This is a genomic window from Cellvibrio fibrivorans, assembly GCF_031457055.1.
GTDB classification, from domain to species: domain Bacteria; phylum Pseudomonadota; class Gammaproteobacteria; order Pseudomonadales; family Cellvibrionaceae; genus Cellvibrio; species Cellvibrio fibrivorans.
The window spans coordinates 299,086-315,986 of the sequence record NZ_JAVDVX010000002.1 but is presented as its reverse complement, the minus strand read 5'-3'; the positions used below and the strand labels follow the sequence as shown (position 1 = coordinate 315,986).

The window sequence follows — 16,901 nt, the reverse complement described above, 5'->3', positions numbered from 1 at the left end:
AATAGTTATTATTTGAACTGATCGCCCAGCCCATAAACACCGATTAAATCAACCCACCGCAAGGCTATCGCCGCCCTCCAATAGAACGACTTCAATTATTCTGGTGCATCCGGACAGATCTGCAGAACACACACCGCTTCGATAGAAACCATGACTTAAGTGTAACATGCGCCATTTTTGTTAACAATTAAATATATACATTAAAGTATCCGCCTGCTAATCTTTGCAATACAGCCAATCAGTTAGTCAAATAAACATAATCATTGCAGGTGGATATGAAACTCACTCAACTAATTAGCGTTGCAACCTATACCCTTATTTTAAGCGGCTGTGGCGGTGGCGGTGGCGGAACATCAACTCCTCCAGCATCAAGCAAAGCCAGTGTCAGCCCCACACAATCGTCCACCTCCGTTAGCAGTTTAGTCGCAAGTAGCAGCACTAGCCTGTCGAGCACACCGAACAGCTCAGTCGCTTCAACAGACAGCAGGCCGAAAATCAGTTTCAATAGAGACATCAAACATATTGTTGGCGATATCCACAGTTTTGATCGGCGCAAATTCATCACCATTCACTCGTCCAACACCGAAGCCGACTGGTTTGGTTCAAACGCCCAAAGTTTGGGAGCCCCCAACGCCTCACCTGACCTGATTACCGAAGTCATGGACGGCTATGACGTGTATTTCGGCCGCGATACCGGCGGCATCACCTGGCAACTCGGGGAACTCAATCAAGACCCCGCTCGCCCGGGTTTTGTCAGCGAGAGTCACGCCCAAACCAAAGGTGGCGACGCACGCTGGGTGTATAGCAACAACGCCAACAGTGCCAAAATTCGTCAGTTTGAAAACCGGCTAACAGATATGATTATAGGGGCGCAGCAACACCCCTTCTGGCCAGATGGCAAACTGACCCGCAAAGGCTGGGCACTCTCACAGACCGATACCCCCAGTGAACCTTTTGGAACTGCCACTGGCCACTACATGGGGCAGTATCTGGCAAAATACTTTAGTAAAGGCGCTGGCGATTTATTTGGCCAACCCAAACCACTCTATGTTGAAGTGATGAATGAACCTCTTTATGACCTGGTGGATGCTAGCGCATCACCAGTGCCAGTAGAAAAGGTGTTTCAATTTCATAATACGGTGGCCGCAGAAATTCGCAAAACCAATAGCGATGTTTTAATTGGCGGCTACACAGTGGCCTTTCCCGATTACGATAAAAATGACTTTCAACAATGGCTAAACCGCGACAAAGTTTTTATTGATCTGGCCGGTGCCAATATGGACTTTTACTCAATCCATCTCTATGACTTTCCGGCGCACAATAATCGCGAGAAATATCGTCGCGGCAGCAACGTCGAGGCAACCCTCGATCTGCTCGAGCAATATGACACGATTAAATTTGGCAAGATCAAGCCCTTAGTGATATCGGAATATGGCGCCAGCATTCACTCCATGTTTTCTGATCCCTGGACCCCACAGCGCGACGGATTACGCCTGATTGCATTTAACGGTCTATTGATGAGTTTTCTTGAACGCCCCAACAATATTGCTAAAACGATTCCGTTTCTGCCGATAAAAGCCGAGTGGGGCCGCGTTAATGGCATACCCTACAATGACCGCCTTATGCGTCAACGCAAAGAGGCACCCGGCGAAACTGGTGACGAATGGGTTTTCACTGACATGATCAAGTTTTATCAATTGTGGTCAGACGTAAAAGGAACACGTATTGATATTACCTCTAGCGATCCCGATCTGGTCGTCAATGCTTATGCCGACAATAAGCGGGTGTATCTCATCATTAACAATTTGGAATTTAACGCGCAAGAATTCACACTGAATGATTATTCATTAAATAATCCTGCCTTTGCCAATGCGACGATTAAACACTTACATCTGGATAGCCAAAACGCGCCGGTCTTAAGCGAAACGGTTAGCGACAAGTTTCCAGATTCGTTAAGCATTGGAGGTAGTGGCACCATGATCATTACCATGAACTATGAAAGTGCAGTAGTAATCGATCAAACTAAAGTTGAACAGAAAACATATGCAACAAATTATTTGCAGGCAATTAAAACCAATAGTCCCCTTAACTTTGCGATAAACGGCATCACTCCAGCAGCATTTGGAGAGGCTACGTTACGCTTGGGCATAGGTAGGGATCACGGAAAATCCTTGCAGCCTAAAGTGACCATTAATGGCACCGAAGTAACTGTACCAAAAGATTATCGCGGCTATGATCAATACCACCAAGGCAAAGGGCGGGAAAACTTTTTTGGTGTAATTGAAATCCCTGTGCCCTATTCAATCCTCAAAGCTAACAATCAGATTGAGGTGACCTTTGCGGATGATGGCGGCCACATAAGCTCAGCGGCATTAAGAGCATTTCACTACAGCCGAAACTTTACCCACTAAACATTCTTTGTCGTGCCGTTTGCCATACTCACCCGAGTATGGCTTTTTTATTTTTAGCGATTATTTTTTGGAAGAAGTATCAATTGCCTGGGTAATCTCTGGCAACGGAGCAAAGTATTGTTCGTAGGCTGGATTTAAATGACTGTTTAATGGATTATTGAGAGCAAACTTTTTCCGCTTATCCAGTTGTATAAACCTCAAACTAGTTAAAAAATTTTTATCCCATAGTGCTTGTAGGCTTTGATCCTGATAGGCAAGCAGCAACCCCTGTTCAATCCTCCTTTTTAATACCTTGCTCCGGGAGCTAAGGAAAAAAAAGCGCGGCAATTTGTAATAAAAGTAGAAACTATCATTAATACTTAGCTGCAAGCCCGTATTGTTATTCAGGTATTCATTCATAATTTGACTGGCCCCCAAACAAAACAAATCCGCCCGACCAGACGCCACCATGCGAAAGGAGCTTTTATAAGCAAACACCTCAAGTGTTTTAAATCCATTGGCATTCAGAACTTTCGTATCGGCCCAGTGAATGCCCTGCAAAATACGGTAACGCTTCAATTCCTCCAAGGTTTTAGCCGCAGCCACTACTGGAGCCACATCTGGATTCACAAAACATACTCGATAACTCAAAACACCTAAATCGATGGGAAACTCTATATAACTTACATCAGCACTTTCAGATCCATCATAACTATCCTCAATAACCAAATCAGAATACTCATTACTAGCAAGCGCTTTTTTAGCCCTAAGCCTATTAACTCCTTCAGGCAAAGGTCGGAGCTGATAGTCACCGTAGCTAGCGCGAGTTTTTTCGAGCGCCAGCCTCAGCACCTCAATAGTGTAATTTTCGTATTGATCGATAGGGGTGCTGGGAATGCGATAATTGACAACTTGCATACCCAAACAGCTACAAGAAGCCCCTACTCCCGACAACAGTACAATCCCGATTATACGGCGCAGATGTAAACACACAATTTTTCTCCCACTGAATACGCTGTTAACCAGCAATATCATCCTAGAGAAGAGTAGATCATTGCTCATCAACTGAAAAAGCATAGCTTGGATACTGTAATTCTACCAACATGCCTCATACCACATTTGTCAACATTTTACATAAAAGGCATAGCTCTATAGAATAGAAAGCAACCCTTTAACCCTACCCCAAACAAGCGAATATGCGATGAAACGAATTGTGATTATTGGCGAAAGTATGCTGGAACTAAGCCCCGCTAGCCCAGATTTATGGCAACAATCATTTGCGGGGGATGTGCACAGTTTGGCGGTATATTTAAAACGCTGCGCCCCTGAAGCAATACAAGTATCGTTTATGAGTGCGGTCGGGATAGACGCCGCTAGCACTAAACTAATCTCCAGCCTGCAGCAAGAGGATATAGATACCTCTTTGATCTATAAGCACCCGAGTAAAACGTTGGGGCTCTATATGATCAACAATACCCCCAGTGGCGAGCGCAGTTTTCAATATTGGCGCAATGACTCAGCGGCAAAACAGGTCATGCATTTACATCAGGCGCAAGTTTCCGCTGCGACTTTCACAGCTCCCGATCAAGTGTTTTTTTCGGGCATTTCTTTGGCCATATTAGAAAAAGACAGCCGCGACCTCTTTTGGGATTTTATCCATCGATTAAAACAACAGGGCACACAAGTCATTTTTGACCCTAATTATCGCGCAAAATTATGGGGCTCCATTGAGGATTGTAAAGCCCAATACGAACTCGCTTTTCATGCAAGCAATTTGGTTTTACCGAGTTTGGAGGATTTCACCAATCTTTATCAGCTAGACTCCGCAATCGCGGTTAGCAAATTTTTAAGTGCCTATAATATTGATGAAATTATTATTAAAGATGGCCCTGCCCCTATTATTTATCAGTCAGGCCAAGATCATTTGGAAGTCGCTATAGAACCTGTCACTCAGGTTATAGATACAACTGCAGCAGGTGATTCGTTTAACGGCAGCTATCTGGCGGCGCGCGCACGCGGGCTAAACCCCGAAAATGCCATTCGTTTTGCAGCAAAAATATCTGCACTGGTGATTCAGCACAAAGGGGCCATTCTTAATCGCGAACTTTTCAAGCGTCACATCAGCAAATTACATTATTAACATTAATTATTGCTGCTCCTTTTTTGTCCCCAAAAAAAGTAAATAGGCTCCAGTTCAACTGGAGCTTTTACAGTGCAGATCACAAATAAAATAATTATAAATCGGCATTATTTATTCATTCTTATACCTGCGAACAACAACACAAAATAATTCCATCATAAGCATAAACTCAATCTGTTAGCGGCTTCCGCTACATCTATTCAAACACACCCATCTACTGTCAGCTTTAGCTAAAAGGAGATAAACATGAATAAAATAAAATTTTGTTTTTCTATTTCTGCATTATTGTTTTCAAGCACATTATTGGCACAGGATCAGTGCAACACTACTAGCGAGTGTAAAAACATCTACGGCAGCTCTGCGACAGATTGTGCCAACAGCAAATCCAGCCTTAGTATTTGCATGTGCGGCGAACTGCGCTGCGACAGTTTTGGCCACCCCACTATTAACTACACTAATGTCCCAGCCAACATTCAGGCAGAGGATTTTTTTACAGCATTTGATACAACACCCGGCAATCAAGGCGGACAAGGGCAATCCGGCAATGTTGATATTCAAGCGACAACTGACACTGGCGGTGGCCTCAATATCGGCTGGATTAATAGTAGAGAATGGCTGGAATACCCCATCAATATCACTAGTTCAGGCGAATACCAACTTCAACTCCGCGTTGCATCGCCCGATACTTCCGGCACACTCAGTATTGATATTGATGGCGCTCTGTTGGGTAGCACGCTGTCTATTCCAAACACAGGCGGATGGCAAAGCTGGCAAACACTCAGCTCGGCTAAAAAAAGTCTGACCGCAGGCAAAAAAATGCTGCGTTTAAATATGCTCACAGGTGGATTCAACATCAATTGGATCGACATTAAAAAAGTAGAACCAGACACCAACAATCCACCAGTGGATAATGTCATTCTCGGAAAATTCAATACAACCAAGGATTTATTGCTCGCCCACTTCGATCAAAAACCTGATCTAGATGATGTGCACGCAGTTGCTGCCCTAGCCACCATGTTGCGCGATTCACGCTTTAATAATGTGAAATACCATGCAGTAGCTGGAACTATCGGCACTCAAGGTGGCCGCTATATAGATGCGCCACAACTTTTTAACTTAGCGTTTGGAAGCAATTGGTCTAACGCTTCTACCAATTGGAATGCTGCCGTTAATAACGTCACGCAAAAAACCTTGGCAACATTGAATGCCGGCGGCGATATTTGGGTACAAGAAGCGGGTCAATCGGATTTTACCGCCGATGTACTCAGAGCCATTCAGCAGACTAACCCCGGCATTAATTTGAAAACGCGCTTTCATGTTGTTCAACACAGCAACTGGAACGAAGATAAAACGACACCCGCCGATTTAACCTATGTGAAAAATACCGCGCAATACAACAAAATTGCTGATGGTAATTCGACGGGTAACGGCACACCGGGATTTAACACCAAAGACGGTAGTGATTGGCAGAGAGCAAAAGCCGATGTTGGTGTAGGCAATATCTGGAGTGAAGCGCAACGAGTTGCGGATGCAAACAACAATATCAGCGGATACGAAAACCCCTCAATTAAAGCCGGTGGTTTTGATTTTTCCGACTGCGTTGAAAATGCCTGGATATTTGGATTCTTAACACTTAACAACTCCAAAGCATTTTTTGATGAATTCTTAAAAGAGTAAAATGTTAAATAAATTGCTATATTGAATAAATTAACGACACTTTCAGCTAGCCGTTGAAAGTGTCGTTTTTACTACTCGCGGCGAACAAGCAACTCTGTATTAGCTCAACTAGTCCATTGAAGTTCATGTCAAATTTCTGATACTTTTTCACCTTATCTGTGTATTAGCCGCAAGGTCTCCGCTCTATCATAAAAGCCATCAATGATCGCTTGGAGACTCCCACCATGAGTAAGTGCCCGTTTAATCACACTGGTATTCCCGACCCTTTTGAGCAAGCTCGCGCAAAGCAAGGCGTTGGGTTTATTGATGATCAAAATGACCCGGTGATGATGGTGCTGCGCCATAAAGATTTACGCAAATGTGCGCACGACTGGAAAACCTTTAGCTCCGCTGCCACCCCCGGCAGAATTGTGGTGCCGTCCGAAGTCAACATTCGCGATATTCGCCAGGTTCCCTTTGAAGTAGACCCGCCCCTACACGGCGATTACCGCGCTTTTTTAGAGCCTTGGCTTAAACGGCCACTTGAAGAAACTTATCGCCAAGCGTTGCGCCAACAAATTTCGGCATTGGTGCAAGAATCTCTACAACAGGATTCAATTGAAGCCATTTACGATTTTGCGCTGCCCTTACAATCCCGAGCATTAACCATATTGCTCAACATTCCTTATGAAGAAGCAGATTTATTTATCAGTTGGGGAACACACGTTTTCCGCAGTGAAGATAATCCATTAGATGGCAGCAAAGCTCAGGTACTTTATAACTATATTGATAAAAAAATCGCTGCGGCAGAAAAATCAACCAGTGACGATATTTTTTCCGTTTTATTAGCCACTGAATTACAGGGCAGAAAATTAACTCACGACGAAATTAAAGGCATCATTGTGCTCACCTTTGCTGGCGGTCGCGACACAGTAATTAATATGGTCACCAATACTCTCGCTTACTTGGGTGAAAACCCCGAGTCGCTGACACGTTTACGCAAAGAACCTGAAATTCATAACCGTGCAATTGAAGAATTAATTCGCTATTTCTCACCACTCACCCATATGGGAAGAGTTGCGACTAAAGACAGTGAAGTTTGTGGCCATGCAGTCAAAAACGACACCCGAATTTCACTTTGCTGGGCCTCCGCCAACCGCGATGCAACCGTTTTTGAAAACCCCAACGAGGTAGTGTTGGATCGTAAATTAAACCCGCACGTCGGTTTTGGTTTTAGTCATCACAATTGCCTTGGTGCAACTCACGCGCGGGTAATCATGCAAATTCTGTTGGATGAGCTGTGCCAACAAGTCGATAAAATAACCCTAGGTGATGCACAGGAAAATATTGAAAACTGGGGTGAATTTCAGCGCAAGGTGGGTTACCACAAGTTGCAGCTGCAATTATCAAAATAATCTCTTACTCGAACAATTCTTGAATATAACATTTTTACACGAGAAACCAAAATGGCCAAAATTACCTTTATTACTCCCGGTAAAGACAGCATCACTTTAGAGGCAACTTCAGGCAATGCAATGGAACTGGCGGTTAACAACGGCATTCCAGGTATTGGCGGCGACTGTGGTGGCGTTTGCTCCTGTGCAACTTGCCATGTTTATGTTCCAGCAGAGCATGCCAGTAAATTAACCGCTGCCAGTGACATTGAGAAAGACATGCTGGAGCTGGACGACAATGTAAATGAGTTCAGTCGTTTGTGTTGCCAAATTGAAATCACCCCTCAGGTAGATGGCTTGGTACTCGAAGTTGTTGGCTAAACAATCCAAACCAATCAACAACATTCAAACAACAATAAACAATTATTTGTGGGTTAAAGGCTATGACTAAGCATCCGCTTACAACAGCAACTTGTATTATCGTCGGCGCCAGTCACGCCGGTGTTAACGCCGCCTTTGCACTGCGCAAAGAGGGCTGGGCAGGAAAAATTGTACTTATCGATAGTGACCCAAGGCTGCCCTATCACCGCCCGCCACTATCAAAAACTTATATCACCAGCAATGATCCAATCGAAAAACTGGCGCTCAAGCCAGAAGCCAGTTACACACAAGATGACATCGAATTATTGCTGGGAGTTACAGTCACCCAGCTGGATGCTAAGGCAAAAAAAATCTCTACCTATAGTGGTGATGAACTCTATTACGACAAATTAATTCTAGCGACCGGCGCAAGCCCTATAGTGCCGGCGATCAGTGGCTTAACTGATGCGCACAATCTTTTTTTTATGCGCAATCTGGAAGACAGCCTAGGCATCAAAGTCGCCATTCACCAGAGCCCGAACAAACGTGTCGTAATTATTGGTGGCGGTTATATTGGCTTGGAAACGGCCGCTTCACTAAAAAAATTGGGCGCATCTGTGGTGGTACTAGAGCGCGAAAATCGCATTCTCGCCCGTGTCACCGCCCCTGAAATGTCGGCCTTTTTTTTACAATTGCATGAAGCTCATGGTGTAAAAATTGTTACCGAGAAAAATGTTAGTGCCATCACCACCGATGCTGGCGTTAATAAAGTACATACCAGCGACGGTGCAGAATATCTAGCCGATATTATTATTGTGGGGGTCGGGGTGCGGGTCAATAAAACCCTCGCAGAACAAGTTGGTTTAACCATTGAAAACGGCATTTGTGTCAATGCACAGGCGCGCACTAGCAACGAAAACATCTATGCTATTGGCGATTGCAGCTATCACTTTAATCCACACTATCAACGTCACATACGTTTGGAATCGGTACAAAATGCTGTCGATCAAGCCAAAATTGCGGCGCTGGATATCTGCGGTAAAGCGCAAGATTATAATGCCCTACCCTGGTTCTGGTCGGATCAGTACGATGTAAAATTACAAATGGTAGGGCTCTCCAGTGGTTATGATCAAATCATAATTCGTCGCGAAAACACCACTGAACAAAAGTTTTCCACTTGGTATTTTGCAGGGGATGAATTGCTGGCGGTAGATGCGATCAACAATGCCAAAGCTTATGTTTTCGGAACCAAATTGATTAAAACAAACAGCAAAATTAACAAAATCAACCTTGCTAATGCTCAGTACGAATTAACACAAGAAAATTTACTAACAACAGATTAGGTATTATTGATGAGCGCGCATACCTGCGGCACTGAAACGTCTGCGCATTGAGTTTATCGGCGCGAGTGAAAGTGGCCAATGGGAAATTAATTACATCCATATTCGATAACTACCTGCCCTCCCAACCCCCTCAAAGGCAATAAAATGTTACCTGAGTAGCATTTTATTGCCTAAAAATACCAATTACTTGCCCTACCCCCTGCATGTGACTTACAGTGTCAGCCCCTGCCAATTGTCAACATTTAACTATTTAATATTTGTCTCGTGCGGTTTTAACCTCAATGAAGCATTTGGCAGCCGGCGTTAATAATTAATAATACCTGGAGCCAACTGTGAAAAAACTATCTCGCCCCCTATTCTGTGTGGCGCGATCACTCGTTGTGATTGCCGCAAGTACAGCCATATTACCCACCGCGTATGCAGCAAAATCTACTGCGTGGGAAGGTAACTTCCACGATTACCGCGTTGAAAGTGTCAATTATTGGGACCAAGAAAACCCAGCAGCCAAAGCCGATGACTTTAGTGGCGGTGATCCTTGGTCTTATAAATTCAAGTGCGATGGCTCCCCTTGGAATCTCAACACCTATTGGGATAAAGACGGCCACTCAGTCACCGAAGCCTATGAATACCCTTATATGCGTATTCGCTCACCTTGGTCTGCTACAGAAGCCATAGTGCGCGATAACACTCCCGCCGCACAAAGCTTCCCGCTGTCTGATTTGAGCAACAAAGCGGGTTGGCGTTTTGTTCCAACCGCAAGTGATGAATTTAATCAAGCCACCTTAGATGTACTTAAAAGCCCAAGTGACAGCACCGGTAAATGGGTGACTAATAACCACACATGGGGCGGGCGTGAGCCAGCGCCTTTTTTGCCAAAAAATGTGCGCCAGGAAAGCGGCCTACTAAAACTCAGCCTTAAACAAAAAGTAGAGTCGCAAATTTATGGTTTTTTGAACGCTAACTTTATGAATGGTTGGAGCGCAGCCACCGCCATGAACGCTACACCTGTGCGTTATGGTTATTTTGAGGTGCGCTCTAAAGTAGGGGTCGGTTCTAGTGCTTTTTGGTTGTATTCAAAATCAATGGAAGATGTGCGCTACATCAAAGGCGAGCGAGTATTTACCAAAGCCTTGGTAGACCATAATCTTGAAATCGATGTATACGAACAAGCGGGGCGCCGTCCTGAATGGGCCCCTTATTACAATATGAATACTTGGGTATTTGAATACCAAGGTGACGATCACCGTATTTTCAGTAAAAAAGCTTCTGGTCAAAGTTGCGGTCGTGAAGGCTGGCAAGGTGGCGATGATCTGCTGCCCCATGCAGCTGGGCTACAAAACGGCGGCCACTGGAAAGCCGACATAGATTTTGCTGCCGACTTCCACGTATATGGACTCTATTGGGGTCCAGATGAACTTCGCTGGTATGTAGATGGTAAATTAATTCGTTCGATGAAAAACCGTTATCACCATACTCCGCTGTATATTTTGCTCGACACCGAAACCATGCCCGATTGGTTTGGCTTGCCTACTCCAGCTGAACTACAACATGACCACGAAATTGATTATGTGCGTGTATGGACAACCGACGCCCTCGAAAATCACAACGGTAAAGGCTGGCGTGCAATTCAAGCAGACGGTAACGCACGTTACAGCATGCGCGTTGCAGCTCGCGATGGAGATGGTCATCAAAACGGCAAAGGTGCCAATCAACCATTAGAATATTTACAACAACATAGCAAACCCTTTGGCACGGTCGAAAGTTATATTGGCAGCGCAACATCTGGTACCCAAAACCCGGTAAAAGCCACTGCAGTGAATTTTAAAACAACGGATTTGTTAGTGCTTTCTGAGCGCCGTCTTAGCCCTTATCGCGCAGCAGCTGACAATATTCGTTACTACTACGCGCATTACGGCCACGTGATTGATGCCATCATCACGCCAAGTAATGCCACCAACAAAAATATTAAATGGGTTTCTGACAACCCCGCAATCGCAACAGTGACTGCTTCCGGTGTGATAGTTCCTGCACAAACTTATGATGCTGAAACCGGTAGCCTTACCCATATCGCATCAGGTGAAGTTACATTAACCGGCACTCATGCAGATTTACCGGGTAACGTTTTCACGCTGCGCGTTAAATTGGTTGAAGTGGGCAGTGAAAATAGCATCACCCTTGCGAACTTTAGCACCACTGGGCGCAATGCGACCGTTGCTGAAGGCTATGCAGCGAGTGCTGTGGGTTGGGGTACAAAAGGTTTTCCATCAGCCATCACCGACAATACTCGCGGTGAGTTTGGTAGTTATCAAATCGATTTTGGTAGCGGCGGTAAATTTAGTTTTATGCTCAGTGCTGGCACGCCTATTCAAACTGGCACCGGGGTAAAAGTATTTATTGATGACGAAGAAGTGCTGTCTGAAAATTTAAATAATATTTCAGGCGATTGGGATGCACACTTTGAAAATTGGTTTCCAACTACCTTTACAGTAAGCCCAGGCAAACATTGGGTGAAAATTATGAGTGCGGGCGCATCGGAATGGCAGTGGTTTGGTCACAGCGCGCAATTTTTACAATTATTGGACGGCACAAATTCTCCTTCCAGTTCAGCGGCAAGTGCATCAACAATGTCATCGCGCTCATCCGTGGCACAGTCTTCCGTTGCAGCATCGTCAGTACCTACGTCATCGGCAGCTCCGTCCTCAATAGCTAAGTCATCCATTGCGCCATCCTCAGCCGTTAATTCGTCAGTTGCATCAAGCATTGGTGGCATAGGCGCTAAAGTGATTGTGCAAGCAGAAAACTTCATTGCAACGGGCGGCACTTATCAAGGCTTCCAAAAATACACCACTGCAAATGGTATTGGGGCAATCAATTATAACCAACGTGGTGATTGGGCTGATTACAGTTTCACTATCGGCAGTGCCGGCACTTACACAATTAATGCTTTCTTAGGTACCACACTAGCGGATAGTGCAATTGAGCTTTTCATCGACAATGTTTCGGTCGGTAAAAAGACAGTACTCAATAACAATAATTGGGATGCGTTTGTGCCATTAACCCTAAACACCGGTGTGCAGTTGAGTGCAGGCACTCATACGCTGCGCGTTGTGTCGGCAGGCACTACTGCCTCAACGTGGGAGTGGAATGCAGATCGCATTGAATTTACTCAAATAGCGGCAACATCTTCATCACGCTCATCAGCCGCGTCTAGCTCATCTGCTACTCCAACTCCGATAGTGGTTCAAGCCGAGTCTTACACCACTACCGGCGGCGCCTATCAAGGCCTACAAAAGTACACCACCGCAACGGGCGTAGCTGCAGTTAACTACAACCAACGCGGTGACTGGGCTGACTACACCATCAATGTCACCGCAACCGGCAACTATCGTATCAATGCTTATTTGGGTACCACTCAAGTTGGTGGTGCGATAGAGATATTAGTTGATGGCATTTCGGTCGCGAAAAAGACAGTACCGAATAATAACAATTGGGATGTGTTTGCCGCCTTAGAAGTCAGCAACAGTGTTCGCCTCACGCAGGGTATGCACAACGTGCGTATTATTTCTGCAGGCGCCACGGCTTCAACTTGGGAATGGAATGCAGACCGCATTGAGTTTGTGCCAGTAAATTAAATGTAGATAAAAATTAAATTGAGGTATTTTCCCGCCTCTTGATTGAAGCGGGAATTTTTATACCTTTTAAAAGAGCAGGATAATATCCCGCAATGTTTAAATGCAGTTAATAGATAATAAAGAGGAAAACATTAAAATGAAAAAATTAACACAAAGAAAGTTGTTTTATATACTGACACTAACATTGTTCAGTACCAGCATTTTTGCTCAACCAACGCCTCCTGCGGGAAAAATGTGGCAGAAACAAAGTAATCTTTCGGATGATTTTAATAGTGGCTTTGACACGAGCAAATGGCAGAAGCCTTTATGGAATTATGGCGAACCCGTTAATATGGTGGCTGAAAACTCTGGTGTTTCAAACGGAAACTTATGGATCAAGGGAACGCTTGGCACTGGTGCAAGGTGGTTTAATGGTTCTCGGGTAATGTCTAATGCACAAATTAAATATCCCTACTACACAGAGGCTAGAATTAAAAGCGCGAACATTTCTGCGTACAGCACCTTTTGGTTGAATAACGGGGACATTAACAATCGCGATGAAATAGACATCATCGAAAACAATCCTAACCCTTCGTGTAACTGTCAGCCTAATTTTCCATGGCAAATGAACTCTCAGTATTTTCATGTTGTAAATGGCGATACCCAAAGAGCCCATGGCAACTTTGATAACCGAAACCTGCCGGATGGCGCGCCAGGAAAAGGTGTTAGATGGAACGAGGCTTATTTTACGTTCGGTGTATGGCAAAAAGATGCCCGAAATATTCAATTTTATTTAAATGGTTATCCTGCAGGTAGCGTTGTTTCTGCACGGGATTTCACCAGAGATATGAATATTATTTGGGATTTATGGACTGCCGATTTTTCTTGGCTGGGTGGCCTTGCTGTTCAAAGCCAACTCAACGATGATTCAATGAATACCATGTACGTTGATTGGATTAATACTTACAAGTTGGTCGATGGTGTTGCAAGTAGTTCATCCAGCTCTAGTGCACAATCAAGCTCTAGTGCCAACAGCAGTGTTGCCAGTGGCGCTACACAAACCATCGATTTCGCGAATTATTTTGATACCGGTAAAGCAACCAGTGCGGTAGCGGGCGATACCATTATCGGTTTCAATAAATCCGGCGGCGGCAATATTAATTACAATTCTGTTGGTGATTGGGGCGATTATTTAGTCACACTGCCAACAGACGGCCAATATAAAATTGAAATTGTTACCGCATCACCTATGACCAGCGGCATTGGTGCAAAACTGAGCATTGATGGTATTGCGGTGGGTACAATTACCCTGGGCACAACCGGCGACTGGGAAACATACACTACAACCACACTTGTCAATAATCTGTCTATTGGCGCAGGCACCCATACTCTGCGTATTGAAAGCACAGGCACCAGCGCATGGCAATGGAATGGTGATGTAATTCGAGTGACCAAAGTAGGCAGTGATCCTATAGGTTCACCGGTTACTCCCACCCCCGTAAGCATGACCTTACAAGCCGAAAACTTTGCCGCAACAGGCGGTGTATACGATGGTTTTAAAATCTACACGGTTAATGGCGTGAGCGCGGTTAATTACAATCAACGTGGCGATTGGGCGGATTACACCGTGAATGTAGCTGCCGATGGTAACTACAGTTTTAATGCTTACGTAAGTTCACCTATGACTGGCGCCGCACTGGAAGTGACCGTAGATGGCGTAAAAGTATTAACCCAAGCTGTGCCGAATAACGGCAGTTGGGATAACTTTCAAAAAATAAGTTCAAGTAACAAAATCGCACTCACCAAAGGCACGCATACCATTCGTGTGGCCAGTGCGGGTACTACCGCATCTACATGGGAATGGAACGCGGATAAATTTGAATTAGTACCCTAGTAAATTTCACACACGTAGAAATTACCCATTATTTTATTGGAAAATAACTGACCCGCTCCAACAGGATAGAGATTTATTCTGTAGGCGCGGGCTTTTTTTAGAGTTTCTTTAAACGCTTCAACTCCTACCACCTAAGTTCTTCATCAACGATGAACCCTTATTTATCTCTGTGTGTTATTTTTAAGTCATTAAAATTTTTATGTCTCCATAAAAACCAGAACTCTCCATATCCAATGTTTATTCCCTTATCTGCATACGGCTAAGTTTATCGCCTGCCTCAGAAAACGTGCTAATGAAGACTCACCAATGAAAAATAAATTAGCACCACCAAGATCAACTTTGCCGACAATATCGGTAACAAAACAAAAAGAATGGTATCTATGGGAATATCAATCATAAGTGCTACAACTTTCGTAAAAATAAGAAACGCATGGTAGAGCATCTACACAGGCCAAGATATTAACGTGACCTTTTGAACCCTGCGGCGCAATGAGACTTACCCAACAATAAAATACATATGGATATATGCATAAGTATCTTACTCTCTAGCTAAACCTTACCCCCTATCTAAGTCTCCATACAGGATCAGGGGAGCTCCCGCATAAAAATATAAATTTTTCATAAAATTATGTGTCAACTGAGCAGAGCCAACACACTAAGGTAAGTATTCGCTATTCGAAATAGTGCATTTGTGAAGATTTATGCCATGAACCTGCGTTCAGCGCCTCCATGATAAGTCTAACAATAGGGTTTCAGCTCAATTAATTCAGTTACTATATTTTTATATTAATGCGAGGTTAACCGGTGGTTAAAAAAAGTTTTTTTACTATAAATATGCTGGTAGTTGTATTGGCATCATCAACAGTACTCGCCCAAGAAAGTCAGTTAGACCTTAAAAAGTGGAAGCTTGAATGGAGCGACGAATTTAATTATAAAAACTCGGATTTGGAGAATAATTGGATCAGTCAGAATGGTGCAACTGAAAATGAGTGGGTGTTGAGTAGCCGCTGGCGTGAAAACGCAGTGGTGAAAAATGGCGTACTTGAATTACTGAGTAAAAAAGAGACTCGTGCAGAATCGCAGCCCTGGACCACGGGAAACATTTGGAGCAAACGAACTTTCCATTATGGGTATTTTGAGGCGCGTTATAAATATGCCGGTGCCTACGGTACGAATAATTCATTTTGGTTATGGCCGAAACAAGGGGTTGCGGCAGGACAAAAGGCTTGTGAAATCGACATTAATGAAGGCCATTATCCCAATATCATTAATACCAATGTGCACAATTGGACCGATACTTATACTCTGCCCGATGGTCAGGTAAGCCATGATGACAATCAATTGCACCACACCTTAGATGGCGAGCCGGGACACAACATTGTGCTAAAGGCCCCGATCAAAACAACCAAAATTCGTCTGCGTAGCACTAGCCCAGAATCAATACACATTCATGAATTTCAAGTATTCCCCCCTGCGACCAAATATCCCGATGTAATGACCTCATTGGACTCAACAAGTGTTACAAATTATGCGCTTGCCAAAGATGCCAATCTCAAAACCAGTGGTGTATTCGATAAGCTCCCCTCAAAAGAAAGCTTTGCAATTGATAATCGCCTAGATACACGTTGGGTGTCTGGCAAGCATGGTCTCAAATGGTTGGAGCTGAGTTGGGATACCCCTAAGGAAATTGGAGCGATCCAATTCGCCAATGGTTGGCTGCAAGAAAGCGGTCCGTCACTAGGAAAATATCGCAATTTAATTACCGACTATACGCTTGAATATTTTGACGGAAAAAAATGGAAGCTTATCAGCCAGTATGATGCCGCCGATGTTGCTGACTACTCTAGTGATTGGCACACCTACGGCATGGCGTGGGACCAAGATTATTTCCATTTTTATATGGATGGAAAATTGTATTACAGCATGCGCAATGATGTTTGCTTCAGTGAGCAGACAATATTATTTAGCTTGGCTATTTTAAAAGCTGAAATAGCAGGGCCCGTTACCGACGCCATCAATGGTACCAGTATGAAAATTGATTATGTGCGCTATTACACACGTAAAAAATAATGTACTTATGCGATCTCTCTGCCGAAGGAGATCCTAGTGGGGA

At 44.2% G+C, this 16,901-nt stretch carries 10 protein-coding genes; 9 read left to right on the top strand and 1 reads right to left on the bottom strand.

All coding sequences use genetic code 11. The features are described 5' to 3' along the window. The first annotated feature begins 275 nt into the window (after positions 1-275). Entirely contained in the window at positions 276-2,411 is a 2,136-nt protein-coding gene (locus J2X05_RS06195; RefSeq protein ID WP_310070143.1) for an agarase, read from the top strand. A 60-nt stretch (positions 2,412-2,471) separates the two neighbouring features. On the opposite strand, the gene J2X05_RS06190 is transcribed toward J2X05_RS06195, so the two are convergent. Continuing rightward, a complete protein-coding gene (locus J2X05_RS06190; protein ID WP_310070141.1) occupies positions 2,472-3,308 on the bottom strand; it encodes a transporter substrate-binding domain-containing protein in 837 nt (278 codons plus the stop codon). Between the two features lie 283 nt (positions 3,309-3,591). On the opposite strand from J2X05_RS06190, the gene J2X05_RS06185 reads away from it, so the two are divergent. The 8 genes from J2X05_RS06185 (at position 3,592) to J2X05_RS06150 (ending at position 16,858) form a co-directional block, all read left to right on the top strand. After that, positions 3,592-4,530, top strand: coding sequence for a sugar kinase (locus tag J2X05_RS06185; RefSeq protein ID WP_151057318.1), 939 nt, complete (start codon positions 3,592-3,594; stop codon positions 4,528-4,530). 246 nt (positions 4,531-4,776) lie between these two features. After that, positions 4,777-6,207: a carbohydrate-binding protein gene (locus tag J2X05_RS06180; RefSeq protein WP_310070137.1), complete on the top strand. Its 1,431-nt coding sequence runs from the start codon at positions 4,777-4,779 to the stop codon at positions 6,205-6,207. A 224-nt stretch (positions 6,208-6,431) separates the two neighbouring features. Beyond that, a complete protein-coding gene (locus J2X05_RS06175; protein WP_151057314.1) occupies positions 6,432-7,601 on the top strand; it encodes a cytochrome P450 in 1,170 nt (389 codons plus the stop codon). A gap of 51 nt (positions 7,602-7,652) precedes the next feature. Continuing rightward, positions 7,653-7,961 carry a 2Fe-2S iron-sulfur cluster-binding protein gene (locus tag J2X05_RS06170; RefSeq protein WP_151030841.1) on the top strand — a complete coding sequence of 103 codons (309 nt, stop codon included), beginning with the start codon at positions 7,653-7,655 and terminating at the stop codon, positions 7,959-7,961. A 62-nt stretch (positions 7,962-8,023) separates the two neighbouring features. After that, positions 8,024-9,283 (top strand): NAD(P)/FAD-dependent oxidoreductase, encoded by a 1,260-nt coding sequence (locus J2X05_RS06165; RefSeq protein WP_310070131.1) that lies wholly within the window; start codon positions 8,024-8,026, stop codon positions 9,281-9,283. 332 nt (positions 9,284-9,615) lie between these two features. Then, the gene (locus J2X05_RS06160) at positions 9,616-12,915 is read left to right on the top strand and encodes a carbohydrate-binding protein (RefSeq protein ID WP_310070129.1); all 3,300 of its coding nucleotides are present in this window, start codon (positions 9,616-9,618) and stop codon (positions 12,913-12,915) included. Between the two features lie 100 nt (positions 12,916-13,015). After that, entirely contained in the window at positions 13,016-14,788 is a 1,773-nt protein-coding gene (locus J2X05_RS06155; protein WP_310070126.1) for a carbohydrate-binding protein, read from the top strand. Positions 14,789-15,592: 804 nt separating this feature from the next. Then, positions 15,593-16,858, top strand: a complete 1,266-nt coding sequence (locus tag J2X05_RS06150; protein WP_310070124.1) for a family 16 glycosylhydrolase — start codon at positions 15,593-15,595, stop codon at positions 16,856-16,858. Positions 16,859-16,901: the final 43 nt, after the last annotated feature.